Below are 24,594 nucleotides of genomic sequence, written 5' to 3' on the forward strand. Positions count from 1 at the left end.
CTACGAATGCGGTTTACGCGCTTGCCTATAAAGTGCTGGCCAAAGCGCAAGTTACAGGCTGTTACCGAAACGATATATAAGTATTGCCTATCAGCGGCTTGGTCCGCTTCTATTCGTCTGTCACCGAAGGCTTTCAGCTGCAGCGGGTCATATGACGGTCAGACGCTGGCCTTTAGGTCGCATAGCTTGTCGATCATCATCTCGACGAGCACTTTCGAAGAAGTAATGGCGCTAATATCAGAAAGATCAAATACAAGGATATGGATTCCCTTGTTCACTAATGCCAGCCTAATCTTGTCCTGCGCTCTAGACCAGTCTGTTGGATCCCCAGTCACGCCATTTGCAGCAAATAGAAATCCGTGGTCGAGGTGTCTCCGTTCCACTTTATCTACAAAAGCAGCGACATCCTGGCTGGTTACAGCAGATGACCAATTCTTGCATTCAACTAGTAGATAAAACGGTAAGAAGTAAAAACCAGCCTTTGATGGAACATTGAAGAAGAAGAGATCTATCTCCTCACTCCCCGGTCCATTGAGGAGGTCACGCTTTTTTAGCGTTACTCCTGGAACGCTGCCGAATATTGCTGCCGTTAAGTCCTCAAAGAGTGCCCCCTTTTGCTGCGAATCGAGCGTAGCATCTTGTGACCGGTTCAGGAGGCCAGTTACTCGTGAAGCAGGGAATCGAGGCATTTAGAACGGACCGTGAGCCGCGCGGTTGCGAATGCTACGCAGTAGTTCCGGCAGTCTCTTGCCGCTTACTGCATCAAGCAAAGCTTCGACCGAAAGAACGAATACATAACCACTGCCCGTATACTCAAGCTGGCGAGCCGGCTCTCTATTAACGGCCAAAATTCCTGTCCTTAGGTGAGACGCAGAGAGGTATTCGGATAACTGTCTTTTAGCGGCAATGTCCAGCTTATCATCAGAACCGTGCTTTATTTCAACAACTAGCAAGTTCCCGAAGTCAGAGGGTAATCTCGAATCCCATACAAGAAGATCTGGACGGAACGTGTCATTTTTATCCTTTGACTTGGGTTCCAGTGTAACTGTAGCTCCTGATGAGACGAAAGCTTGGGATAGGCGTTCGAGCGTCTCTCGCTCCACCAGCTTAACCTGCATGCCACCCGAGGGCGGCTCTGCCTGGGCTATCCCGCTGTGCCCGCTTTTAATCAATCGGGAGCCATGAGGATCTACACCTTTGGCCTGGCGTCGCGCGATTGCTCGTGGCTTCAGCTTGTTCAAATTCTCCGTTAGCGGCAGCAAGGCAGATGCTAGTGCGTCATCATCTTCCAAGTAGGGAGCTCGGATGTAAGGTAAGCCTTTCAATGTTGAAGGCAGATCCCGCGGCTCGGAGACGATCAAGAAAACTGGCTTATTGAGTCCAACTGCCACTCCGACTTCGAATAGGACGTTCGCTGCTTCAGGAGGGGAGGGCACTATCGCCAATACAAGGTCGGCCCTTCGGAGAACGTTTCCTATGGCGTCCAACGACATCGCACCTGCAGGAGCAGGCACTTGCTGTCTCGCTAACTGGAATCCAGCTTTTTCTAGAGCGCTCCGGATGCCGCCTAAGTCAACCCCAAATGGAGCTGAGACAAAGCACGTCGGTGGTTTTGTAGGGGTGTCTATCATCAAACGTTATTTATAACCAGCTAAGGGAAATTTCGCACGGGTTCCATAGACATACAAGAGTCCGGAGCCCTCATATGTGGATAAGCCAACCCAAGTGAGGCGTAGCCTTGAAACACGTGCCAGTCTGCTCCCCAGCGGCAGATTAGAACATTTCGTGAATCGAGATTCGCTGGTCCATAGTCCTCCGCAGCGTGTTCAGGGTGGGGTTACCGTAGGGGCCAACCAGTTCTGAAGCGCCTAAAATATAAGGGTATGAAGGACCCGTCGTGGGTCGAGGCTGGGGCATATGGAGCTTGATAAAGTATCTGAACTGCAGGCGGATGAGCCCGAACTGCAAAGTGAGGTCCGTATTACTGACTGGGTTGAGCGTCGAGTTGCTGCCGCTCGCTCGAAAGTGCACGTATCAGATGAGGTGGTCTCCAGACTGGTAGAACTCACGCGAGAAAAGTTTTCGTCTGGCATGATTACAGCCGCAGAGGTGACGACGATTGCAAGAGAGTTGTTGGCAGTAGTCAACGGTGAGACTGATAATGCCGATTGACACCATAACTCTCGAGTGGTTCCGCGGTGCAGCCACGGGGATTACTCTAGATACCCGTGGCCGCAGCGTTGCCGTTTATGGTCCCAACGGATCCGGCAAATCATCATTCGTGGATGGAGTCGAGTTCATAATATCAGGCGGGAAGATCGGGCACCTGGCTCACGAGTATAGTGGTCGTAAGCTCGAGAAGGCGGTTATCAACACCCACGCCTCTGACGCCACATCAAGAGTTCATATCAGGATCGGAAGCGCAGATGTCAGTGCTTCTATCGGTCCAACTGGCCGGACAACTTTTGCGAACCGAGACACGTTAGGTAACTGGGACTTGAAGCGCATTGTCTTAAGGCAAGAGGATGTCTCCAATTTCATAAACGCCAACAAGTCGACCAAATACTCAGCCGTCCTCCCTCTCCTTGGTTTAGGCTCGTTTGACACGACTGCTCACGCTGTTCGCTCTATAGCCCGGAAAATAAAGGACGAGGTAAGCCTCGATCATATAAAGGGGCAGATTGATCAGATCCGGAAGCGCCTATATGCGGCCTTCGGATCAACTGAGTGGGATTCTATTGGTAGCGCCATTAAGGACCTGCATCGCACCTATTTTCCTGCGTCTGCAGCGCCAGTCAGTTTAAAGTCGGCGCTCCCAGCGCTATCAGCCGAAGTTTCTCGACGCATAGGCGAACTCGATGCTGAAAAAGCCTGCCTGTTAGCGCTGCGGAATGCTTGTGATGCGAATGTCAGAGACGCCCTGTCTCAGGCCATCTCTGCTGATGGAAAAGTAGCAGGTCACAGCGAGCCCTTCTTGATGGAGCGGCTCTCCGTGCTACGTGCCGCGGCACGATTCAATACAGGTCTTGGCTCGAGCGGAGAGGTTCAGTGTCCTGCATGTGGCAGTAACGTCGAAGCGAGCCAATTCAAAACACATATCACTCGAGAACTTGATCGGCTCGAAGCGGCAGCACTAGCTTATGACGCGCGTCGAGCTGCGTATAGGAAGCTCGCAGATGCTCTGTCACATTTCAAGGCAGCCTTGAATCGCCCGTCAGTCGATGCTTGGCGAGCGCATTCCAATCAGGAAAGGCTTAAAAGTCAAGTTGAAGCGATCATGGCCTTTGATCAAAACATACTTTTGAATGAGGCTGTGCTCCCCAACCTGAGCTCCCTTGTTGCGAGCGTTCCGTTGTTGTGCTCGCACGTTGAGGAGGCGGCTAAACGAACTGCACCATCGGTTGAGCAGCTTTTCCGCGAACAGAGAATGGTAGAAGCTGCTTGCGGTATTCCTGAGCTGCGAGCTCTTGAGAGGCATGTTGAAAAGATTGAGCCGCTGGTTGCCTTTCTTGGGCATTTCGAGAGTGAAGTCAGAAAGGAAGTAAATGCGAGGACCCAGACCCTCATTGATGAACTTAGCTCAGATATACAGCGGATATGGGGGCTACTTCACCCAGGAGAGCCAATAGACGAAGTTAAGTTGTGCCTCGGTGATAATGACGATGATAAGGCAATCGATGTTGGCCTGAGATTCCATGGCAAGGAGCAGGCCAGCCCTCGCATCACCCTTTCGGAGGGGCATCGCAACAGTCTCGGACTTGCAATCTTCTTCGCGTTTGCGAAACGGGCTCAACCTGAACATCCGCTTATTTTGGACGATGTAGTTACGAGCTTTGATAGGGAGCACAGATGCTTTGTTGCCAATGTGATTGCGTCGGAGTTTGGCGATCGGCAAGTGCTTGTCTTCACCCATGATGATCAGTGGTTTACTGAGCTGAGTTATAGACTCCCGCGTGATAAGTGGAGCTTCAAGACCTTGATTCCATGGCAGTCGCCCTCATTAGGATCGTCGTGGGATACCCGGGGTGAGGAATTTAGTGTTGCTCGTGCCCTGCTAGATGCAGACCCGTCTGCTGCGGCCAACAAAGCGCGCGGACTTATGGATGTGCATATGGCAATAATTGCCGAGTTGCTTGAGGTGCCAGTCCCTCACATTAGAGGCTCCCGAAATGAGCTGCGAAATGCTCTTGACCTTCTGAATCGATTCAGAGGTCGGGCGAACGATAAGCTCAAATGCTATGAGGCAGATGGGTCGTGTAAAAAATGGCAGGCACCAATAGAGGCTGCACAAGCGGCCGCCACACTTTTGGTGCCTTGGGGGAATTCAGCTTCTCATGGAAGACGTGTAGCTCGTGCTGAAGCGGAACAGCTGATCAACCAATGTGAAGCCGTAATCTCGACGCTCGCTTGTGTGGCGTGCAAGACGCCCGTATGGCATGCGAAAGTCCCGGGCCAACATCTTCGGTGCTCCTGTGGCTCAGTTCGCTGGCTATCATAGTAAGGTCGGAGTTCTTAGATCTACATAGTCGATCCGGCCAAGGTCGTCCGCACGGCTCTGCAGAATGCAGCGTCGGTCGCTGGTCTCGTGGTCACCACGGAGGCCATGGTGGCCGACGCTCCGAAGAAGGAATCTGCTTCGGCTATGCCAGGTGGTGGCATGGGCGGCGGCATGGGAGGTATGGACTTCTAAGTCTTGCTCCCACCATCCCGACGAAAAAGCCCCGGATTACTCCGGGGCTTTTTCGTTTGTGTTGTGAATTCTCTATAGGCGATCACACAGGCGAAGATTGGATGGGTAGGTGCGCCGCACTGCGCGGGCTGTGAGATCCGGTCGCTAAGGTTCTTCGTCCAACCACGCCCGAGGCAATCGTCGCGTCAGCGCTTATTCAGCGGGACCACGTTGGATCCGGCCGTGTTGTTGCCCTTGGGTGGTTTGACCTTGCTGAGGAGGGTGGGCGAGACATTCCACTTCTGCCCAGTATCGGTGATTACCGTCACTGTCTTCTTGTTGTAGCGCGTCAACATGCCCTCAAGTGGGCCCTGGCCAGGAGGCTGGAAGGTGACCCGGTCCCCAATCTTGAAATCCAGCATCTCCACATGAGCGCGCATCTGGTCGAGAAAGCGCAGGCGCTCGACGATGCGGTGATTGAGATCGATCAGCTCGGCCTCGGTCAGCTGGTCAATGTCGATCGTCATAGCAGTGCCCTCGGTGAAAACTGGGCTGGGGCCAATGAGCGACTGTCTGGCCAGAGATTCTGCATGTCAAGGGCGCGATGCGCCCTCCAAGCGTTGTCGCGCAGAGAGGCTGTGATACAGGAATTGGAGCAGCAGGTCCGTAAGTGCCGTCAGAGAATTTGGCTATTCGTCCCTGCCGGAAGCTACAGTGCGTGCTCGTGTGCGACGACGAGGGGCCTCAGTTCTTGTATCTGCAGGTCTTCTCGCAGACGCAGACAACCGCTTATGCCCATCACTAGCACTGCCCATCCGGACAGCGGGAAGTCGGCCTTTGGGAGTGACAGTCCGGTTCATTTCGTGAGGACGCTGTGCTTTTGATGAGTGCTCGTCGAGAAAAGTTCGACAAGCGGCAAAGTCAGCTAACACTGCTGGTGGACATTCAATCCCCTGCTGCTCGGCAAGCGACCGAGCATAGCGCACCATTGCTTCACTCGGAGGACGCGGCCCCGCCTGCGGAGCATCCTTTGCAGGCCCAGATGATCGTTGCGGGACATGCTGGTCAAGGAAGGCTCGACAGATTGCACTATTGCTTTTGAGCCCGCGGGGGAGCTTGAGGCCACGCTGGGCAGCAATGGAGGTCGCGAAAGTGATCATCGCCTTGGTTGGCGGCTTCCCATCCGTTGCGGAGAGCGTTGGGATAGAAGCTGGATCGAGAGCAACCGCGTCCGATTGGCCGATCGTCGTGATCAGCTCCCTGACACGGCTGCGGGTTCGCTCCTGATAGGCTGTGGCTCTGCCGATCGCCTCAGTTCGCGTGGATGCACGCCCGATCTCAGCCAGATCCGCCTCGAACATCGCCCGGCCGACCGGGTCGCCATAGGCGGGAAAAACACGCCGGACGGCTGCAATGAATGCGAGACCAACTTCCGTCACCTGGATCGGCGGATCCTTACCCTTCAGCAACTCAACATATTGGCTCTTCTGGAGCTTCGGCAGGATCGTGTCGCGGGTTGCGGCAGTCCCGAGTCCCTTGGGCTCATTTGGGTTGGCCGGGTTCTCGAGAGCCGCTTTGAGTTTGGGGTCTTCCACCTGATCGACGAGGCGACCCATCACGACCGGCAACTCGCCGCGTGTGATCCGGCGTGGTGGTTCAGTTTTCGCTGTCTCGATCCGAGCGTCGGCTGCCTTTCCAGGCTCGTTGTCGCGGATCGGCGGGAGACGTCCGGTGGTGGGCTCTTCGTCCGGCTTGGCCTTGCCTGGGACAGCCTCGTTCTCCTCGTCAGCCTCGGCTCCATACACTGCCCGCCAGCCAGGCGACTTGATCACGCTGCCGCTGACCGAGAAGCGCTTCTGACCAAGTGGTGTTGGGACCTGAACAACGACCGTAGTGCGAGCGTCGATGCCGTCGGGCAGGTGCGCTGCTAGAAAGCTCTTGGCGACCAGCTCCCAGAGGCGAAGATGATCTCCGCTAATGCTCCCTAGCTGGGGCACCTTGCGCAGCGGCACGATGGCGTGGTGCTCGCCGGGATCCTTGACGTAATGGCCCTTGTTGCCCTTTCGGAACACGAGGTTGCTCGCGGCTGGCACAAGGCTGGCAAGATCGGACAGGGCGCCGACGACGCTCTCAATAACCGCGCTGGCATCACCTGTCTGACTCTCAGGCAGGTGCTCGGATTCAGTGCGAGGATAGGTCAGGTAGCCCTGATCGTAGAGCTCCTGAGCGAGTTTCGCCGTATGCTGTGGATCCCAGCCGAAGCGCTTGGCGCAGCGACGTGCGAGAGTGTCCTTGGAGAACAAGCGAGGGGGCGATCGACGCACGTCCTTCTGGTCGACGCCAAGCGGGCCCGACCAGATTGCGGCCGCCTGCTGAACCGTTTCGGCCACCTGCTTGTCGAGGATCTTGTCCTTTGGCGCATGCCAGAGGGTGATCTCAGCTCCGCCATCTGTCGCGACAGTCAGAGCAATCTTGAAATAATCTTGCGGGATGAAATCACGGATGCGCTTCTCGAGGTCAGCCAGGATCGCGAGCGTCGGAGTCTGCACACCACCGAAGCGCCAGGGCTGTCTGAAAGCTGGCGGCCGGAGCCTTAAAGAGATGGCGCGCGTGCCGTTGAGCCCCAGGTGATAGTCCTCATATTGGCGGCATAGGGCCTCTAGATAGGCAGCATAGTCCCGCTCGCCGGAATCGGGCTCCTTGGCCATCGCCGCAAAGGCACGTCGGATTGAGACTTCATCGAGAGCACCCAGCTTGAGGCGATCTACCCGACCTCGATAGCCAAGATGCTCAAGCACCTCCCAAGCAATCATCGAGCCCTCGCGGCCTGGGTCGGTGGCGATGATGACGCGCTCCACGCCCTGAAGAGCTTGCTTGATTGCCTCGATTTTCGGCTTGTGCGACTGGCCGGAGCGGCTGGTGCCGTATGTAACAGGAATACGCTCGAGCACAATCGGCAGCGTATCAAGGCGCCAAGACTTCCATTCATCCCGAACATTGCCGGGTTCCTCGGCAGCCAAGAGATGGCCCTCGGCGGAGACGCAGACCGTGCTCGGTGATTTGAAGAACCGCTGCAGCTGGCGCATGGCTGAGGGCTTCTCAAAGAAGAACAGCGTGCGTGAGGCTGATTGAGCGGTCATAACCTACAATATTGCAATAAGATTGCGGTCTTCAGTCCAAAGCGGACGCGAGCCTGCAATCGAGAACGGATAGAGAACACTACTCGCAGTGACATTGCTGGTCAACGGAAGGATAGGACTGGAGGCTGAGCAGCGCTAACGGCACTCTCACCTAACCGGAGACAGGGCGCTCTCTGATGTCTTCAGAGCCTGCACGGCAGAAGCAGCGTTGTCCGGCTAGGGGGAATAGCCGGGCAGGAACCAGGTTAGAGGACGAGTGCCGCGATTGTGACCGTCACACTTTATCCAAGAAACAGCAGCTCGCACTTCAATCCAGCAGCGGAAGTTGAGGCAGCTAAGTTGTTATTTTGATTGAATTAAATGGCGGAGAGGGGGAGATTCGAACTCCCGATACGGTTGCCCGTATGCCGCATTTCGAGTGCGGTGCATTCAACCACTCTGCCACCTCTCCGGGGTGCGAAGGCCGTCAGGCCCGCTGGTTGAGGCGGGGTGGATATCATGGGCTTTGCGGCTCTTCAAGCGCCAAAAGCAAGGTTTTTGATTGACAAAGGCCGGGGTCGCCCGTAGATAGGCGTCCTCTATGAGCGGGCACGCGTGCCCGCTTGTATCCATGCGGCAAGCTTGAGCGTGCCGTGAACCGAAGCCGGAAACTGCCAAAAAGCCAATCCGGCGGGGGGCTTTCCCCGCTGAGAATTGGGTTTGAACACGAGGATCAAGATGTTCGCAGTGATCAAGACCGGCGGCAAGCAGTATCGCGTTGCCGCCAACGACGTCATCACCGTCGCCACGCTCGCAGGCGAGCCGGGCACCGCCGTCACGTTCGACCAGGTTCTCATGGTCACGAACGACGGCTCGACCCAGGTTGGCGCCCCCCTCATCGAGGGCGTGACCGTGGCAGGCGAAGTGGTGGAACACACCCGCGGCGAGAAGGTCATCTCCTTCAAGAAGCGCCGTCGCCAGAATTCGCGCCGCAAGCGCGGGCATCGCCAGGACTATACCGTGGTGCGGATCACCGAGATCCTCGCCGGTGGCGAAAAGCCCACGAAGGCTGCGGCCAAGAAGACCACCAAGGCTGCGGCTGACGAAGCTGCGCCGGCCACCGCTGAATAAGCGTTCGGCTTCACACAGGACACGGGAGTAACCCATGGCTCACAAAAAAGCAGGCGGTTCGTCTCGCAACGGTCGCGACTCGGCAGGCCGTCGCCTGGGCGTCAAGCGCTTCGGCGATCAGCAGGTTGTCGCCGGCAACATCATTATTCGTCAGCGTGGCACCAAATGGCATGCCGGCGCGAATGTCGGCATGGGCAAAGACCACACCCTCTTTGCCACGGCCAATGGCCGAGTCCGATTCCTGACGCGTCAAGGCCGAGCTTTTGTATCGGTCGTACCGGCCCAAGAGGCAGCAGAATAAACGGCGAGAGCAAAACGAAGGAGCTCCCGCCGGCATCACACCGACCCGGCGGATCAGAAGCTCCGAAGTAGGCCTGAAAAGGCCAAGCTCAGATCCAAGAACCGACAGGGGAGGTGGGATGTCCACCTCCCCTTCGTGTTTTCCGGGCCAGGGAGGCCCATTCGGATCGGAGCAAGACGATGTTTCCCGACCTCACCCGTGACGATGTTTTCCGCCTCGAGACCCGTGGCCTGTGGCTGCGCTGGGCCCGTCTTGCGGATGCTCAAGCCATCGTACGCCTCGCCGGGGAGAAAGCGGTCGCGGAGATGACGGCGCGAATTCCGCATCCGTACCACCCGGACGATGCCGAGCGGTTCATCTTCCAGTCCCGGCGGTCCAATGCGGACGGCCATGGCCTGCAGCTCGCCATCACGCCGAAGGGCAAGCCCAACAGCCTCATCGGCATGGTGGGGATCGGTCCGAGCCCGGACACCGGCAAGCCCGACCTGGGCTACTGGCTCGGCACTCCCTACTGGGGCAAGGGCTATGCCACGGAGGCCGCCCGCGCGCTGATCGACGCCTTCTTCGCCTATGGCGAGGAGGACGAGGTCACGGCCTGCGCCCGGGTGATCAATCCCGGCTCCCGGCGGGTGCTGGAGAAGTGCGGTTTCGCCTATCAGGGTGCCGGGCTCTCCGAGCTGCCGGCCCGGTGCGGCCTCTATCCGGTGGATCACTTCCGGCTCGACCGGCGCACCTGGGAGAGCCTGAAGGCCTGGGGTCAGACCGGCTTCGTCCGTGAGCCTCTTTCCGTTGAGGTCGAGGTGGAGCGGGGGGTGTCCCTCGCCAGCTAATATCGGAGCGCTCCCGAGAAGTCTTTCGGGAGCGCTTCTCTTTTGTCCGCGTTGCTCCCGCATGAGAGACGTGGATGGCCGCATTTTAACCGCGAGAGCAGATCCGCTTTTGCGAAAACTGCGACAGTCCCGTAAAGGATGCGGGTTATGAAATTTCTCGACCAAGCCAAGATCTATATTCGCTCCGGCAACGGCGGTGGCGGCGCCATCTCGTTCCGCCGTGAAAAGTTCATCGAATTCGGTGGCCCGGACGGCGGCGATGGCGGCCGCGGCGGCGACGTGTGGGCGGAATGCGTGGAGGGGCTCAACACCCTCATCGACTACCGCTACCAGCAGCATTTCAAGGCCAAGACCGGCGGGCACGGCATGGGCAAGAACCGGCACGGCGCCAAGGGCGCCGATGCGGTGCTGAAAGTCCCAGCCGGCACGGAGATCCTGGAGGAGGACGGCGAGACCGTCATCGCCGACATGACCCATGTGGGCCAGCGGGTGCTGCTGGCGAAGGGCGGCAATGGCGGCTTCGGCAACGCCTATTTCACCACCTCGACCAACCGCGCCCCGCGCCGGGCCAATCCCGGCCAGGAGGGTATCGAGCGCACGCTCATCCTGCGCCTCAAGCTCATCGCGGATGCGGGCCTCGTCGGGCTGCCCAATGCCGGCAAGTCCACGTTCCTGGCAACGACCACGGCAGCCAAGCCCAAGATCGCCGATTATCCCTTCACCACGCTCCACCCCGGCCTTGGTGTGGTGCGGGCCTATGGCCGCGAGTTCGTGCTGGCCGACATTCCGGGCCTGATCGAGGGCGCGTCGGAAGGCGTGGGCCTCGGCGACCGGTTCTTAAGCCACGTGGAGCGCTGCCGGGTGCTGCTGCATCTGGTGGAAGGCACGAGCGAGGATGCGGGCGAGGCTTACAAAACCGTGCGCCACGAGATCGAGGCCTATGGCCATGGCCTGGACGAGAAGCCCGAAATCGTGGCGCTCTCCAAGGCGGATGCCCTGGACGAGGAGACGCTGAAGGAGCAACTGAAGAAGCTGAAGAAAGCCAGCAAGCGGACTCCTTACGTCATTTCGTCGGCCTCCGGTCAGGGTGTCCAGGAGGTGCTGCAGGCGCTGCTGACCGTCATCGATCAGGCGAAGGTCGAGGAGGAGCCCGTTCAGTCCCAGGACGAGTGGCACCCGTGAGCCCGCAACTCAGCCAGTTCCGCCGCGTCGTCCTGAAGGTCGGCTCCGCCCTGCTGGTGGATCGGGCGCGCGGACGGCTGAACCATGCCTGGCTGGCCGCGCTGGCCGAGGACATTGCCGATCTGCATGCGCAGGGGGCCGACGTGCTCGTGGTCTCCTCCGGGGCCATCGCCATGGGGCGCACGGTGCTGGGGCTGCCCTCCGGGCCTTTGCGGCTCGAGGAGAGCCAGGCGGCCGCGGCTGTCGGGCAGATCGCGCTCGCCCGCACTTGGTCGGAGGTGCTGGCCCATCACGGCATCACGGCCGGTCAGATCCTGGTGACGCTCTCCGACACGGAGCAGCGGCGGCGTTATCTCAACGCCCGTGCCACCACCCTGAAGTTACTGGAGATGCGCGCCGTTCCGGTGATTAACGAGAACGACACGGTGGCGACATCCGAGATCCGCTACGGCGACAACGACCGGCTGGCGGCCCGCGTCGCCACCATGATCGGCGCCGATCTCCTGGTGCTGTTCTCCGACATCGACGGCCTCTACACGGCCCCGCCCGCATCCGATCCGAATGCGGAGCACATCCCGGTGGTCGAGCGCATCACGCCCGCCATCGAGGCCATGGCGGGCGGCGCGGCCTCCGAACTGTCGCGCGGCGGCATGCGCACCAAGATCGAAGCCGGCAAGATCGCGACATCCGGCGGCACGCATATGATCATCGCCGACGGGCGCACAAAGAACCCCCTGAAGCGCGTGGCCGAGGGCGGCCGCTGCACGTGGTTCCTCACGCCGTCCAATCCCGCCACTGCCCGCAAAACCTGGATCGCCGGCGCGCTCGAGCCGCGCGGCACACTGATTGTGGATGAGGGCGCGGCACGAGCCCTGCAGAGCGGCGCGAGCCTGCTGCCGGTAGGCGTGCGTCGGATCGAGGGCTCGTTCCATCGCGGCGACGCGGTGACGATCCGCAGCGAAGCCCGCGTGCTCGGCCGGGGGCTCGTGGCCTATGACGCGGAGGATGCCGCGCGCATCATCGGCCGCCCGAGCCGCGAGATCGAAGGCATCCTCGGCTATCCCGGCCGCACCGAGATGGTTCACCGGGACGACATGGCGCTCAGCGACTGATCCTCATCCAGAAGCCTCAGCAGGGTCTGCGCGTCGCCGGGGGCGGCGCTCTTGATGTCGTTGTCGAAATACACATAGACGCTGCGATCGTCCCTGCGCCAGCCGGCGATGTGGTGGGTCCAGTCCTGCAGCGTCTCGGCCGAGTAACTGCCCGCATAGCGCCCGTTGGTGCCGTGCGCGCGCACATAGACGAAATCGGCGGTGGCCTCCCAGGGTGCAGGCGCATCCGCATGGTCGGAGATGCACAAAGCGGCGTTGTGATCGCGCAGGATCCGGAAGGTGTCCTCCTCATACCAGCTCGGGTGGCGGAACTCGAAGGCGCAGCGGCGTCCCTGCGGCACGAGGGACAGGCAGCGGGCCACCCGCTCCCGCGTCTCGGCATCGGCCTTGAAGGTGGGCGGCAGCTGGAACAGGACCGGGCCGAACTTCTCGCTCAAGCTGCTCATGCGGCCGAACACGAGATCGATGCTGTCCTCGATTTCCTTCAGCCGTTTCATGTGGGTGATGAAGCGCGAAGCCTTCCAGGCGAACAGGAACCCCTTGGGCGTGGAATCGTGCCAGGCCTGCACGGCCCGCTCGGTAGGGAGGCGATAAAAGGAGTTGTTGATCTCCGCCGTGTCGAAGCGCTGGACGTAGTAGGACAGGAAATCCTTGATCTTCAGGCGCGCCGGGTAGAAAGGTCCATGCCAGGATCGATAGTGCCAGCCCGAGGTTCCGATGCGGATCTCAGGCAAGGTGGAGCGGCTTGGCTCCAAGGCTGCCTGCCGTGCTATGGGTTCCGAATGAGGCATTCCCCCTGAGGCCATCAGGGGCTGGGACTTGGACATGGACGACATTCGCGCCTTGATTTCTGAAGTGCTCGCCGACTATCTCAACGCGCCAGGTGCGGCTTCGGTCGGAAATCCGGACGTTCCCGCTCTCATGCGCGAAATCGGCCGCCGTGCGCGGGTGGCCGCCAGGCAGGTGGCACTTGCCACCCCCGAGCACAAGAATGCTGCATTGCGCGCTATGGCCGCCCGCATCCGGGCTCAGGCCGGTGCGATCCTCACCGCCAATGAGCAGGATCTGGCCGAGGCGCAGGCCAAGGGGCAGCCTGCCTCCTTCATCGACCGGCTCATGCTGAACCCGGAGCGGCTGGAGGCCATTGCGGCTGCGGTCGAGAGCATCGCCGACCTGCCCGATCCGGTCGGGCGGGTGCTGGCGCGCTTCGAGCGCCCGAACGGTCTGCAGATCGAACGCGTGGCGACGCCGCTCGGGGTCGTCGGCGTGATCTTCGAAAGCCGCCCGAACGTGACGGCGGATGCGGGGGCGCTGTGCCTCAAAGCCGGCAATGCCGCGATCCTGCGCACCGGCTCGGAAAGCTTCCGCACGTCGCTCACCATTGCGCAGGCCATGGGCGAGGGGCTGGAGCAGGCGGGTCTCCCGGCCGACGCGATCCGTCTCGTTCCGACCCGCGACCGGGCCGCGGTGGGCGCCATGCTGTCGGGTCTCGACGGCAACATCGATGTAATCGTGCCGCGCGGTGGCAAAAGCCTTGTGGCGCGGGTGCAGGAGGAGGCTCGGGTGCCGGTCTTCGCGCATCTGGAGGGCATCTGCCACGTCTTCGTGCATGCTCAAGCCGATCTGGATATGGCCAAGGCCATCGTGCTGAACGCCAAGCTGCGCCGCACCGGCGTCTGCGGCTCGGCCGAGACGCTGCTGGTGGACCGCGCCTGCGCAGCCACCCACCTGAAGCCGTTGGTGGCGATGCTGCTCGATGCCGGTTGCGCCGTGCGCGGGGACGAGGCGGTGCAGGCGGTTGATCCACGCGTTGCCCCGGCGACGGAGGAGGATTGGCGCACCGAGTATCTCGACGCCATCATCTCCGTGCGCGTCGTTGATGGGCTCGACGAGGCTATCGCCCATATCGAATCTTATGGCTCCCACCACACCGATTCCATCGTGACGAACGACGAGGCCGCGGCCGAGCGCTTCCTGGCCGAGGTGGATTCAGCCATCGTGCTCCACAACGCCTCGACCCAGTTCGCCGATGGCGGCGAGTTCGGCTTCGGGGCCGAGATCGGCATCGCCACCGGGCGCATGCATGCCCGTGGGCCAGTGGGGGTCGAGCAACTGACCTCGTTCAAGTACCGCATCCGTGGCTCGGGCCAGACGCGTCCGTGAAGCCTTCGACTTCCCGCTTCCGCATCAGGCCCTCAGGCCTGGCCCGTCTGCCGCGGGTGGCTCCCGGCATGCGCATCGGCCTCTATGGCGGCTCCTTCAACCCGGCCCATGCCGGGCACCGCCATGTGAGCGAAATGGCCCTGAAGCGGCTCGGGCTCGACCGGATCTGGTGGATCGTCACGCCGGGAAACCCCCTCAAGGATACGGGGGAGCTCGCCACCACGGCCATGCGGGTGGAGGAAGCCCGGGCTGTGGCCGATCACCCCCGCATCGACGTGACCGCCTTCGAGGAGGAGATCGGCGCCCGCTATACCGTCGATACCCTGTCCTACCTCAAGCGACGCTACCCGAACGTCCGGTTCGTGTGGATCATGGGGGCGGACAATCTGGCGAGCTTCCACCGCTGGCGGGGCTGGCGGCGCATCGCCCGGATGATGCCGATGGCCATCATCGACCGGCCGGGCTGGACCCTGAAGGCCACCCGCTCCCGCAGCGCCGTGGCTCTGGCCAAAGGACGGATCGCCGAGGCCGATGCCCTCGCCCTGCCGGGCCTGAAGCCGCCCGCCTGGGCGTTCCTGCACGGGCCCAGGTCACATCTGTCATCCACAGAGCTGCGCCGGTTGCGACGAACTTCTCCCATCGGGGGACGTTGAAAAATGGGGCCTTCCCGCATTATCTTAAGGGTCGGCACCTCCGAGTGCCGCTGAGAAAGGGTCTGAACCTGAACCGACTATCTTCCGTCGAAGCGGACATGAACCCGCTTCCTCCTCTCGCCGGAGCGGACGCTCCTGCCGCAGAGGACATCCGGGCCGCTGCCCTGGCCTCCCTCGAGGACATGAAGGCCGAAAACACGGTCGAGATCGACCTGGCCGGAAAGACCTCGCTTGCTGACACCATGATCGTCACCTCGGGCCGCTCCGACCGCCATGTCGGCGCGATCGCTGAGCGCGTCATCAAGGACCTCAAGGACAAGGGGTTCGGAAACGCGCGCGTCGAAGGCCTGCCGGCCTGCGATTGGGTGCTCATCGATGCCGGCGACGTGCTGATCCACGTTTTCCGCCCCGAGGTTCGTGGCTTCTACAACCTCGAGAAGATGTGGGGCGCCGATCGTCCCCAGGATCGCGCCAGCTAGCATAAGGCATCTATCGTGCGACTGAGCTTGCTGGCCGTGGGCCGTCTCAAGAGCGGCCCCGAGCGGGATCTGGTCGAGCGATACCGGCAGCGGGTCGAGGGCATGGGCCGGACCTTGGGTCTGGCCGGGCTCGACATGGTCGAGCTGCCGGAAAGCCGCGCGCGACGGGACGACGACCGGCGCGCCGAAGAGGCCGCGGCCCTGCTCGAAAAGGTCGGCTCCTCCGTGCTGATCGCCTTCGACGAGCGCGGCAAGAGCCCCTCCAGCGAGGCTTTCGCGGAAAAAGTTAGGCAGTGGCGGGACGAGGGCCGCGCCGGAATTGCCTGCGTCATCGGCGGGCCCGACGGCCTCGATCCCAAGCTGCGCCAGCGCGCCGACCTCGTGGTGTCCTTCGGGGCGCTCACGATGCCGCATCAGATTGTGCGGGCGCTTGTGGCCGAACAGCTCTATAGGGCCCTGACAATCATTGCCGGACACCCTTATCATCGCGCCGGCCACGATGATTCCTGAGGATGATCCGCTTCAAATCCCTTCTGTCCCGCAAGGTTTTCGCCCTTGCTGCCCTGATGGTTGCTGCCAGCCTGAGCCCCGCCGGAGCCCAGCAGCCCGCGCCTGCGCCTGCAGTTCCGGCTGAAACGGCCGAGGAAAAGACGCGCCGGGAGCAGGATCTGAAGGTTCTGGAGGAGGCGATCACGGCCAATGCCGAGGCCCGCCGACGCCTGGAGGCCGAGATCGAGTCCATCAAGGCGGACCGGGCCAAGCTCAATGCGGCTCTGATCGGCACGGCCGAGCGCGTGCGCGGCACCGAAGACCGGATCCGGAGCCTGGAGCAGCGGCTTCAGACCCTGACTTCCAGCGAAGCGGCCATTCGTCGCTCCCTGCAGAGCCGCCGGGGTGTCATCATCGAGGTTTTCGCCGCCCTGCAGCGGATGGGCCGCCGCCCGCCGCCGGCCGTGCTGGTGCGGCCCGAGGACATGCTTGAGGCGGTGCGCGCCTCGATCATGCTGGGGGCCGTTCTTCCCGAACTGCGCGTCGAGGCCGAGATCCTGGCCACGGACCTGACCGAGCTGGTGCGCCTGAAGGAGGCGATCACCGCGGACCGCACGACCCTGAATGGGGAGCTGACGGCGCTCACCCGCGAGCAGGAGCGCGTCGCCGCCCTCATGGAGGCCCGCCAGGGCCGCATCGCCGAGGTGGAGCGCGATGCGGGTGCCGAGCGTCAAAAGGCCGAGGAGCTGGCCCGGCAGGCCGGAACGCTGAAAGAGCTCATCGACCGCATGGAAGCGGAAATCGCAGGGGCGCAAAGAGCCTCGGAGGAGGCCCGCAGGGCCGCCGAGGCCCAGGAGCGCCAGACCCGCGAGAAGTTCGCCCAGCTGGCCTTCCGGGACCCGGCCAGGCTGGCCCCGAAGATCCCGTTTGCGGAAGCCAGGGGCCTGCTGCCGCGCCCCGTCAGCGGCGAGACCACCCTGGAGTTCGGCGCCTCCGACGGGTACGGCGGAACGACGCGTGGCATTTCGATCACGACGCGGCAGAATGCAACCGTGGTATCACCGGCGGACGGGTGGGTGGCCTTCGCGGGCCCCTTCCGCTCCTATGGTCGACTCTTGATCATCAATGCCGGTGGGGGATACTATGTTCTTCTGGCCGGTATGGACCAAATCAACGTCGATGTCGGGCAGTTCGTGCTCGCCGGCGAGCCCGTTGCGACCATGGGAGAGGCTCCTCTCATGAGTTTGATCGGTGCCGCCATAGAAAAGAACAATCCCGTCCTCTATGTTGAGTTCAGGAAAGACGGCGGTTCGATTGACCCAAGTCCCTGGTGGGCAAAATCGCAAAGCGAAAAGGTTCGCGGATAATGCGCAAACTATCACTGTTGATTCTCGGTGCGGCCATCGGTGCGGGTAGCGCGACCATGGTGTCGCAGACGAGCCTCCTGTCCGGCATGAGCGCGGTTGCCGCCTCGGCCGACACGTACCGTCAGCTGAGCCTTTTCGGAGACGTCTTCGAGAAGGTCCGCACGGACTACGTCGAAAAGCCTGAAGAGGCCAAGCTGGTCGAGGCTGCCATCAACGGCATGCTGACCTCCCTGGACCCGCATTCGAGCTTCATGGATGCCAAGAGCTTCCGCGACATGCAGGTGCAGACCCGCGGCGAGTTCGGCGGCCTCGGCATCGAGGTCACCATGGAGGAAGGCCTCGTCAAGGTCGTGACCCCGATCGACGAGACCCCGGCCTCCCGGGCCGGCGTTCTGGCCAACGACATCATCACCCACATCAACGACGAGCCGGTCCAGGGCCTCAACCTGAACCAAGCGGTCGACAAGATGCGCGGCCCGGTCAATTCCTCCGTCACCCTCAAGATCCAGCGCAAGGAAGCCAAGGATCCAGTGGTGGTGAAGCTGACCCGCGAGACCATCAAGGTGCGGCCGGTCCGCGCCCGCGTGGAAGGCGATATCGGCGTGCTGCGCGTGACTCAGTTCAACGAGCAGACCTACGAAAACCTGCGCACCGGCATCGAGAAGCTCACCAGCGACATCGGCGCCGACAAGGTGGCGGGCTTCGTGATCGACCTGCGCAACAACCCGGGCGGCCTGCTCGATCAGGCGATCATGGTCTCCGACGCCTTCCTAGATCGCGGTGAGATCGTCTCGACCCGCAGCCGGAACGCCGAGGACACCCAGCGCTTCAGCGCCAAGGCTGGCGACCTGACCAAGGGCAAGCCCCTGGTGGTGCTCGTGAACGGCGGCTCGGCCTCGGCGTCCGAGATCGTGGCCGGCGCCCTGCAGGACCACAAGCGTGCAACGGTTCTCGGAACCCGCTCCTTCGGCAAGGGCTCCGTGCAGACCATCATTCCGCTCGGCGGCAACGGGGCCGTGCGCCTGACGACGGCGCGCTACTACACCCCGGCCGGCCGTTCGATCCAGGCCAAGGGCATCGATCCCGACGTCGAGGTGCTGCAGGACATCCCCGAGGAGCTCAAGGGCAAGGACGAGACCAAGGGCGAAGCCGGTCTGCGCGGCCACCTGAGCAATGGCGGCGACAAGGAAGAGCGCGGTGGATCCTCCGCCTACATCCCGCCGGATGCGAGCAAGGACAAGCAGCTCATCGCCGCCTACGACCTGCTGCGCGGCGTCCGAAAGGATGCGACCAACACGACTGCGCGACCAAATCCGAACTAAGGGCGGCTCGTCCTTTCGTTCGAGAAACAGTAATGCAAAGTGGGCCCGGCGGGATGGAAACCTGCCGGGCCCATTTCTGTTGCGGCATCCACAGCCCTGCGGAAAGGCTTGTGCAGGGGCCGATGAAGCGGCACTCTCTCGGCTTGCTTCGGAACCATGACCAAGCACCGGCACTAATAAGAACCGGCCGCACCTGAGTTCCGTCACCGAGGGAGAGAGTGTCTGATGAGGAGCGCAAGAGGATCACAGGCCAGAAAGGATCTGCCCTACCGCTCCTGCGTCGGCGTGATGCTGATCAACAAGGAAGGCTTGGTTTTCATCGGCCGGCGCCGATCCGAGGCCGATGCGGCGTCCGACGGCTATTCCTGGCAGATGCCCCAGGGCGGGATCGACCCGGGCGAGGAGCCCTATAGGGCTGCCCTGCGCGAACTCTATGAGGAGACCAGCGTCCGTTCCGTGAGCCTCATGGCCGAGGCGCCGGAATGGTACGCCTACGATCTGCCCACCATGGTGGCAGGGCGTGCCTGGCGTGGGCGCTACCGCGGGCAGAACCAGAAGTGGTTCGCCTTCCGGTTCGAAGGCCACGACAGCGAGATCAACATCCACCAGCCGGGCGGAGGCGGTCACAGGCCCGAATTCGACGAATGGCGCTGGGAAGACATGCGCCGCCTCCCGGAGCTGATCATCCCATTCAAGCGACCTGTTTACGAGAAGGTGGTAACGGCTTTTGCGCCGCTCGTGCCGGACCGTCTGCACAGCACCGCTCATCCCTGACGAACCTGTCTTCACGGACCCGGATCCACGCCGACCGGCACGGCGCGTAGAGCAGAAAAGCCCGCTTTTTCAGGTTTTTCGTTCATGTTCATGAACCGCAGATGTACGCCGCCAACACTTAAGGATGGGAACGGAACCCTAGCTTCAAACCCCCGTTGACAGGCATGCAGAGGGCCATTGTCGGCCCTCCATCATAGGGAGGTTTCATCCAATGCGTGTCACTTTACTGGCCGGCGTAGCGGCAGCGACCCTTTCCCTGAGCGTGGCTGCGATGGCCCAGACGAGCGGCAGCTCGAGCGGTAGCAGCACCGGCGGCGCTTCGGGCGGTGCCTCGGGCGGCTCCACGATCATGACGCCCGGCGGTTCGTCCGGCGGAGCCGCGGGATCGACCTCGGGCGGTGCATCCGGCTCGACCAGCGGAACGACCTCATCTGGCTCCGCTTCCAGCAGCACCGGCGGCTCCTCCGGCACCTCGACCACGGGCGGCAGCTCCACCGACAGCGCCCAGTCGGGCACGTCCGGTACTTCCGGCACCTCCGGCACAGCGCAAGGGACGACGCAGGGCACGACGTCCGGCACGGCCTCCAGCGGCACGAGCGGCAGCCAGAGCACCACGGGCAATGCGTCCAACAGCACCGGCAATGCCGCCAACACCAACACGACGGGCAGCACGAACTCGTCAAGCTCCACGAGCGTGAACGTGACCTCGGAGCAGCGGACGCAGATCTCGCGGTCGTTTACCAGCGTGAACGTGCAGCCGCTCACCAATGTGGAGTTCAGCGTCAGCGTCGGCTCGACCATCCCGGCCTCGGTGACGACCCTGTACGACTGCCCGGATACGGTCGAGCGCATCCTGACCGGCCTGCCGGAGTGCAAATATATCGTCGTGCGCGATCAGGTCGTGATCCTCGAGCCCCGCACCCGTCGCATCGTGACGGTGATCGAGCGTCGCGGCTGATCAGCAGCACAGCGACGACGCTTCTGAAACCAGGCGCCCGCGGCTCACTCGAGCCGCGGGCGTTCTCATTGTGGATGCGATGACGCTGTTCGTCTCAGGTGTTGGAAACGCTCCACTGCAATGGGCGCAGGAGCCTATGCGGCATAGGGAAAAACCACAGCCTGCCTGTCGTAGCGCTCCTGCCTGCGCTGTTGCGCCAGCATCGCCAGGGCGGTTCGTGCAAACTCCCTGAATTCTTGCTTGATGACCTCCGGTTCGCAATCCCACACCTGAGCATCATCTTCGGCAGAATACAGCGCACGCGCGACGGCTTCGATTTCATGGTCCATGATAGCCCCTCCCGGCTTGGTTCGACTGCGTTCTTCATGCAGCGTGGTCTCTGTCCAAGACCTCACTCGCATCCGGCATCCCCAGCGCGGGCATTTGTTCCAAACGTAGCCGCCTGTGCAACGTGGAACATGAGGTAGCCCGAAAGGAATAATCCATAGAGATGAGCAAGGCGGCGGCCATGCGCGGCGCAGCCCCAAGAGCGGTGGGAGCTCAACGTCTCGTTTTCTCTGAATTTGTGTCGGCGTTCTGCCGTGCCACTTGAAGGCAAGTGGTGCCCCTGGCCGGGATCGAACCAGCACTCCTTGCGGAACTCGATTTTGAGTCGAGCGCGTCTACCAATTCCGCCACAGGGGCAAGGACCTGCGACGTACCATGAGGCATTGAGGCTGGTCAATGTGCCAGATGTGAAGGGAAGCCGCAGGCTGGCCTCTCGCCTTTCGGAGCGTCGTGTGCTCAAAGGGCGCGGGCGTTAAGCCCCTCAACCCGGTCGGATCCCCATGCTCAGACGTCTCTACGATTGGACCCTCTCCCTCGCCGCGCGGCCCAGGGCGCCCTATGCGCTGGCGGCCGTGTCCTTCTCGGAAAGCTCCTTCTTTCCGGTCCCACCGGACGTGATGCTCGTTCCGATGATGCTCGCCCGTCCGGAAAGGGCTTGGCTCTATGGTACCATCTGCACCGTCACATCGGTTCTGGGCGGGGTGTTCGGCTACCTGATCGGCTTGCTGATGTACGATACGGTCGGCCTCTGGCTGATCGAGTTCTACGGGCTCTCCGGCAAGGTGGAGCTCTTCCGGGCGTGGTATGAGGAATATGGGTCCTGGGTGATCCTGCTCGGCGGGCTGACGCCGCTCCCCTACAAGCTCGTGACCATCATGTCGGGACTCGCAGGCTACAACCTGCTGTGGTTTATCCTGCTCTCGATCCTGGCCCGGGGCGCACGCTTCTACTTCATCGCCTTGCTGATGAGCCAGTTCGGCCCGACCATCAAGGCGTTGATCGACCGCCATTTCAACCTGCTTGCCGCGCTGGGCGTCGTCCTGTTCATCGGCGGTTTTGCCGCGATCAAGTTTCTCCTTTAAGCCTGCAGCAGGCATTGCGGGGAGCGGGCTCTTCCCCACCTTCATGCACGAGGTTATCGAGGTTTCGAATGTGGGTTCAGCTCAAGGTCAGGCAGGCCGCTCTCGCGGTCGCATTGGCAGCGGCGGCTACCGTCGGTGGCGCGCTCGTATTCGAACACGTCTTCGGCTATGTGCCCTGCAAGCTCTGCCTCATCCAGCGCAATCCCTACTACATCGCCATTCCGCTCGGGGTTGTAGCGGCCCTCCTGCCGCCGCGCTGGACCAGGGCGGGCCTGTGGCTCCTCGCCCTGGTCTTCGTCGTGAGCGCGGGGCTCGGCGCTTACCATTCCGGCGTCGAGTGGGGTGTCTTCGCGGGGCCCAGCGATTGCGGCGGCGGGGCGGGCCAGGGCGCGGGCAATGTGGGCGATTTCCTGAACCAGTTGCAGAATACCCGCGTGGTCAGCTGCACGGAGGCCGCGTGGCGCTTTCTCGGCCTCTCGCTGGCGGGATGGAACGTGCTGATCTCGCTGGCGCTTGCGGCCTTCGCCGCCAAGGCGGCGGCCGGCAAGGGATTTTTCCTCGGCCGCTGATGGCCTGCAGGCCAGGGCCTTACGGCTCCAGTTCGCTGTCCCAGTAGAGATAGTCCATCCAGCTGTCGTGGAGATAGTTCGGCGGGAACAGGCGTCCGTTGGAATGGAGGTCGTGGATCGTGGGGGCGAAGGGGCTCTGCCGCGGCCACATCTCAACCTCGCGGGGCAGCTTGTCCCCCTTCTTGAGGTTGCAGGGCGCGCAGGCGGCGACGACATTTTCCCAGGTGGTCTGCCCGCCCTTGGAGCGGGGAATGACGTGGTCGAAGGTGAGGTCCTCGCGGATGCCGCAATATTGGCAGCTGAAACGGTCGCGCAGGAAGACGTTGAAGCGGGTGAAGGCCGGGTGCCGGGACGGCTTGACGTAGGTTTTCAAGGAGATGACCGAGGGGAGGCGAAATTCGAAGGTCGGACTTCGCACGACCTTGTCGTATTCCGACACGATGTTGACCCGGTCGAGGAACACCGCCTTGATCGCATCCTGCCAGCTCCAGATGGACAGGGGGTAGTAACTCAAAGGCCGGTAATCAGCATTGAGCACGAGGGCCGGGCAGGCCTCCGGTCGCACAACAGGTTGGACGTGTATCGTCACCTCACCTCCTCTTGGGAAAAAGAGAAGACTGTTATCCCGTCTGATTAGACTATAGGCAGTGTGACGCTGTTGTGAAGATCAAAGGCTAGGACGTCTGTGACGCACCCACAGGATGTGGATGCGCCGCTCGCCGAATTGAGAGCCTCGGGCGAGGTTTAGCGGGTCGGAACCGGCTTCTCGCCCCGGTAATCGTAGAAGCCGCGCTTGGTCTTGCGGCCGAGCCAGCCGGCCTCGACGTATTTCACTAGGAGCGGGCAGGGGCGGTATTTGGAATCGGCCAGGCCCTCGTGCAGCACCTGCATGATCGACAGGCAGGTGTCGAGGCCGATGAAGTCGGCGAGCTGGAGCGGCCCCATGGGATGATTGGCGCCGAGCCGCATGGCCGTGTCGATGGCCTCCACGGAGCCCACGCCCTCGTAGAGGGTATAGATCGCCTCGTTGATCATCGGCAGCAGGATGCGGTTGACGATGAAGGCCGGGAAGTCCTCGGCAGCCGTCGAGGTCTTGCCGAGCTTGTGGATGAATTCCTTGGACGATTCGTAGGTCGCGTCATCGGTGGCGATGCCGCGGATCAGCTCGACGAGCTGCATCACCGGCACCGGGTTCATGAAATGAATGCCGATAAACTTCTCGGGCCGGTCCGTGGCGGCCGCGAGCCTCGTGATGGAGATCGACGAGGTGTTGGTGGCCACCATGGCGTCGGGCCGGAGCGACGGGCAGAGATTGGTGAAGATCTTGCGCTTCACCTCCTCGTTTTCCGTTGCTGCCTCGATGACGATATCGCAGGTGCCCAGGTCGTCATAGGAGCGTGCCGGCTTGATGCGCTCGAGCGCCGCCTGCCGATCGGCCTCGGTGATGGCTCCCTTGGAGACCTGACGGGCCATGTTGCCGTTGATGGTGGCGAGGCCGGTATTGATCCGCTCCTCGGCGAGATCGTTGAGCCGGACGTTGAACCCCGCAATCGAACAGACATGGGCAATGCCGCTGCCCATCTGTCCCGCGCCGATCACGCCAACCGTCTTGATCTCAATGCCCATCGATTGCTGCCTGCATTCAACCGTCACAACGGCCGGGCGGAGGTTCCGCCCGGTCCGTCACTATTCCTGACCTTATTGACCGGCTTTGGTCAACTCCTCCTTCAGTTCAGGGAGGATGGTGAAGAGGTCGCCGACGAGGCCGTAATCGGCCACCTGGAAGATCGGAGCCTCCTCGTCCTTGTTGATCGCCACGATCACCTTGGAGTCCTTCATACCGGCCAGGTGCTGAATGGCGCCTGAAATACCCACCGCAATGTAGAGATCGGGCGCCACCACCTTACCGGTCTGGCCCACCTGCCAGTCGTTGGGAGCATAGCCCGCGTCCACCGCGGCGCGCGACGCGCCCATGGCGGCGCCGAGTTTATCGGCGATCGGCTCGATGTACTGCTTGAAGGCATCGGCCGAACCCAGCGATCGCCCGCCCGAGATAATGATCTTAGC

At 61.8% G+C, this 24,594-nt stretch carries 26 protein-coding genes, 2 tRNA genes and 1 pseudogene; 18 read left to right on the plus strand and 11 right to left on the minus strand.

Annotated features, from left to right (window positions below; all coding sequences use genetic code 11):
- Nucleotides 1-158: 158 nt before the first annotated feature.
- On the minus strand, nt 159-689 hold the full coding sequence (locus JQC81_RS05220) for a restriction endonuclease (protein WP_203270756.1): 531 nt from the start codon (nt 687-689) through the stop codon (nt 159-161).
- Complete coding sequence (locus JQC81_RS05225) at nt 690-1,391, minus strand: GxxExxY protein (protein ID WP_203270757.1); 702 nt, start codon at nt 1,389-1,391, stop codon at nt 690-692.
- A gap of 526 nt (nt 1,392-1,917) precedes the next feature.
- On the opposite strand from JQC81_RS05225, the gene JQC81_RS05230 reads away from it, so the two are divergent.
- The 3 genes and pseudogenes from JQC81_RS05230 to groEL form a co-directional block, all read left to right on the plus strand.
- A complete protein-coding gene (locus JQC81_RS05230) occupies nt 1,918-2,172 on the plus strand; it encodes a hypothetical protein (RefSeq protein WP_203270758.1) in 255 nt (84 codons plus the stop codon).
- Nucleotides 2,162-4,498 (plus strand): AAA family ATPase, encoded by a 2,337-nt coding sequence (locus JQC81_RS05235; protein ID WP_203270759.1) that lies wholly within the window; start codon nt 2,162-2,164, stop codon nt 4,496-4,498. Before JQC81_RS05230 ends, JQC81_RS05235 begins: the two co-directional genes overlap by 11 nt.
- A gap of 24 nt (nt 4,499-4,522) precedes the next feature.
- Nucleotides 4,523-4,690, plus strand: a pseudogene (groEL, locus tag JQC81_RS05240) (chaperonin GroEL); the annotation flags it as partial.
- A 185-nt stretch (nt 4,691-4,875) separates the two neighbouring features.
- On the opposite strand, the gene JQC81_RS05245 reads toward groEL, so the two are convergent.
- The 3 genes from JQC81_RS05245 to JQC81_RS05255 form a co-directional block, all read right to left on the minus strand.
- The gene (locus JQC81_RS05245) at nt 4,876-5,196 is read right to left on the minus strand and encodes a hypothetical protein (RefSeq protein ID WP_203270760.1); all 321 of its coding nucleotides are present in this window, start codon (nt 5,194-5,196) and stop codon (nt 4,876-4,878) included.
- Nucleotides 5,197-5,358: 162 nt separating this feature from the next.
- A complete protein-coding gene (locus JQC81_RS05250; RefSeq protein ID WP_246520247.1) occupies nt 5,359-7,755 on the minus strand; it encodes a type IA DNA topoisomerase in 2,397 nt (798 codons plus the stop codon).
- A 415-nt stretch (nt 7,756-8,170) separates the two neighbouring features.
- Nucleotides 8,171-8,260: transfer RNA gene (locus tag JQC81_RS05255), tRNA-Ser, on the minus strand.
- Nucleotides 8,261-8,526: 266 nt separating this feature from the next.
- Here JQC81_RS05255 and rplU point away from each other — a divergent pair.
- The 5 genes from rplU to proB all read left to right on the plus strand — a co-directional run bounded on the left by rplU (nt 8,527) and on the right by proB (nt 12,344).
- On the plus strand, nt 8,527-8,919 hold the full coding sequence (gene rplU / locus JQC81_RS05260; RefSeq protein WP_203270762.1) for a 50S ribosomal protein L21: 393 nt from the start codon (nt 8,527-8,529) through the stop codon (nt 8,917-8,919).
- 34 nt (nt 8,920-8,953) lie between these two features.
- Nucleotides 8,954-9,220, plus strand: coding sequence for a 50S ribosomal protein L27 (gene rpmA / locus JQC81_RS05265; protein WP_036355650.1), 267 nt, complete (start codon nt 8,954-8,956; stop codon nt 9,218-9,220).
- A gap of 179 nt (nt 9,221-9,399) precedes the next feature.
- Complete coding sequence (locus JQC81_RS05270) at nt 9,400-10,050, plus strand: GNAT family N-acetyltransferase (RefSeq protein ID WP_203270763.1); 651 nt, start codon at nt 9,400-9,402, stop codon at nt 10,048-10,050.
- A gap of 147 nt (nt 10,051-10,197) precedes the next feature.
- Nucleotides 10,198-11,232, plus strand: a complete 1,035-nt coding sequence (gene obgE, locus JQC81_RS05275; protein ID WP_203270764.1) for a GTPase ObgE — start codon at nt 10,198-10,200, stop codon at nt 11,230-11,232.
- Nucleotides 11,229-12,344, plus strand: coding sequence for a glutamate 5-kinase (gene proB / locus JQC81_RS05280; protein ID WP_203270765.1), 1,116 nt, complete (start codon nt 11,229-11,231; stop codon nt 12,342-12,344). Before obgE ends, proB begins: the two co-directional genes overlap by 4 nt.
- Here the strand turns inward: proB and JQC81_RS05285 are convergent.
- Nucleotides 12,314-13,078, minus strand: coding sequence for a DUF72 domain-containing protein (locus JQC81_RS05285; RefSeq protein ID WP_246520255.1), 765 nt, complete (start codon nt 13,076-13,078; stop codon nt 12,314-12,316). The two genes, proB and JQC81_RS05285, sit on opposite strands and share 31 nt — an antisense overlap.
- Before the next feature lie 187 nt (nt 13,079-13,265).
- On the opposite strand from JQC81_RS05285, the gene JQC81_RS05290 reads away from it, so the two are divergent.
- From JQC81_RS05290 to JQC81_RS05325, 8 genes are all read left to right on the plus strand, one after another.
- Complete coding sequence (locus JQC81_RS05290) at nt 13,266-14,507, plus strand: glutamate-5-semialdehyde dehydrogenase (protein ID WP_246520256.1); 1,242 nt, start codon at nt 13,266-13,268, stop codon at nt 14,505-14,507.
- Nucleotides 14,504-15,160, plus strand: coding sequence for a nicotinate-nucleotide adenylyltransferase (locus tag JQC81_RS05295; protein WP_203270768.1), 657 nt, complete (start codon nt 14,504-14,506; stop codon nt 15,158-15,160). The genes JQC81_RS05290 and JQC81_RS05295 overlap by 4 nt, the downstream gene beginning before the upstream one ends.
- 98 nt (nt 15,161-15,258) lie before the next feature.
- On the plus strand, nt 15,259-15,639 hold the full coding sequence (rsfS, locus tag JQC81_RS05300; RefSeq protein WP_190846999.1) for a ribosome silencing factor: 381 nt from the start codon (nt 15,259-15,261) through the stop codon (nt 15,637-15,639).
- A gap of 15 nt (nt 15,640-15,654) precedes the next feature.
- Nucleotides 15,655-16,149 carry a 23S rRNA (pseudouridine(1915)-N(3))-methyltransferase RlmH gene (gene rlmH / locus JQC81_RS05305; protein ID WP_203270769.1) on the plus strand — a complete coding sequence of 165 codons (495 nt, stop codon included), beginning with the start codon at nt 15,655-15,657 and terminating at the stop codon, nt 16,147-16,149.
- 2 nt (nt 16,150-16,151) lie between these two features.
- Nucleotides 16,152-17,495, plus strand: a complete 1,344-nt coding sequence (locus JQC81_RS05310; RefSeq protein WP_203270770.1) for a murein hydrolase activator EnvC family protein — start codon at nt 16,152-16,154, stop codon at nt 17,493-17,495.
- On the plus strand, nt 17,495-18,817 hold the full coding sequence (locus JQC81_RS05315; protein ID WP_203270771.1) for a S41 family peptidase: 1,323 nt from the start codon (nt 17,495-17,497) through the stop codon (nt 18,815-18,817). Before JQC81_RS05310 ends, JQC81_RS05315 begins: the two co-directional genes overlap by 1 nt.
- 225 nt (nt 18,818-19,042) lie before the next feature.
- Complete coding sequence (locus JQC81_RS05320; RefSeq protein WP_203270772.1) at nt 19,043-19,591, plus strand: RNA pyrophosphohydrolase; 549 nt, start codon at nt 19,043-19,045, stop codon at nt 19,589-19,591.
- 211 nt (nt 19,592-19,802) lie between these two features.
- A complete protein-coding gene (locus JQC81_RS05325) occupies nt 19,803-20,549 on the plus strand; it encodes a DUF1236 domain-containing protein (protein WP_203270773.1) in 747 nt (248 codons plus the stop codon).
- 134 nt (nt 20,550-20,683) lie between these two features.
- Here JQC81_RS05325 and JQC81_RS05330 read toward each other — a convergent pair whose 3' ends face one another.
- Both JQC81_RS05330 and JQC81_RS05335 read right to left on the minus strand, forming a co-directional pair.
- Nucleotides 20,684-20,878: a hypothetical protein gene (locus JQC81_RS05330; RefSeq protein WP_203270774.1), complete on the minus strand. Its 195-nt coding sequence runs from the start codon at nt 20,876-20,878 to the stop codon at nt 20,684-20,686.
- Between the two features lie 270 nt (nt 20,879-21,148).
- A tRNA-Leu gene (locus tag JQC81_RS05335) sits at nt 21,149-21,233 on the minus strand.
- Between the two features lie 143 nt (nt 21,234-21,376).
- On the opposite strand from JQC81_RS05335, the gene JQC81_RS05340 reads away from it, so the two are divergent.
- Both JQC81_RS05340 and JQC81_RS05345 read left to right on the plus strand, forming a co-directional pair.
- Nucleotides 21,377-21,958 carry a YqaA family protein gene (locus tag JQC81_RS05340; RefSeq protein ID WP_203270775.1) on the plus strand — a complete coding sequence of 194 codons (582 nt, stop codon included), beginning with the start codon at nt 21,377-21,379 and terminating at the stop codon, nt 21,956-21,958.
- Between the two features lie 68 nt (nt 21,959-22,026).
- A complete protein-coding gene (locus tag JQC81_RS05345; protein WP_203270776.1) occupies nt 22,027-22,527 on the plus strand; it encodes a disulfide bond formation protein B in 501 nt (166 codons plus the stop codon).
- A 19-nt stretch (nt 22,528-22,546) separates the two neighbouring features.
- Here the strand turns inward: JQC81_RS05345 and JQC81_RS05350 are convergent, their stop codons facing one another.
- From JQC81_RS05350 to JQC81_RS05360, 3 genes are all read right to left on the minus strand, one after another.
- A complete protein-coding gene (locus tag JQC81_RS05350) occupies nt 22,547-23,116 on the minus strand; it encodes an HNH endonuclease (protein ID WP_203270777.1) in 570 nt (189 codons plus the stop codon).
- Nucleotides 23,117-23,271: 155 nt separating this feature from the next.
- Nucleotides 23,272-24,153 carry a 3-hydroxybutyryl-CoA dehydrogenase gene (locus JQC81_RS05355; RefSeq protein WP_203270778.1) on the minus strand — a complete coding sequence of 294 codons (882 nt, stop codon included), beginning with the start codon at nt 24,151-24,153 and terminating at the stop codon, nt 23,272-23,274.
- Nucleotides 24,154-24,225: 72 nt separating this feature from the next.
- Nucleotides 24,226-24,594 (minus strand): electron transfer flavoprotein subunit alpha/FixB family protein (locus JQC81_RS05360; RefSeq protein ID WP_203270779.1); only part of this gene is annotated, 369 nt, incomplete at its 5' end.

It is taken from the genome of Microvirga arabica, from assembly GCF_016811235.1.
In the GTDB taxonomy this organism is placed as follows: Bacteria; Pseudomonadota; Alphaproteobacteria; order Rhizobiales; family Beijerinckiaceae; genus Microvirga; species Microvirga arabica.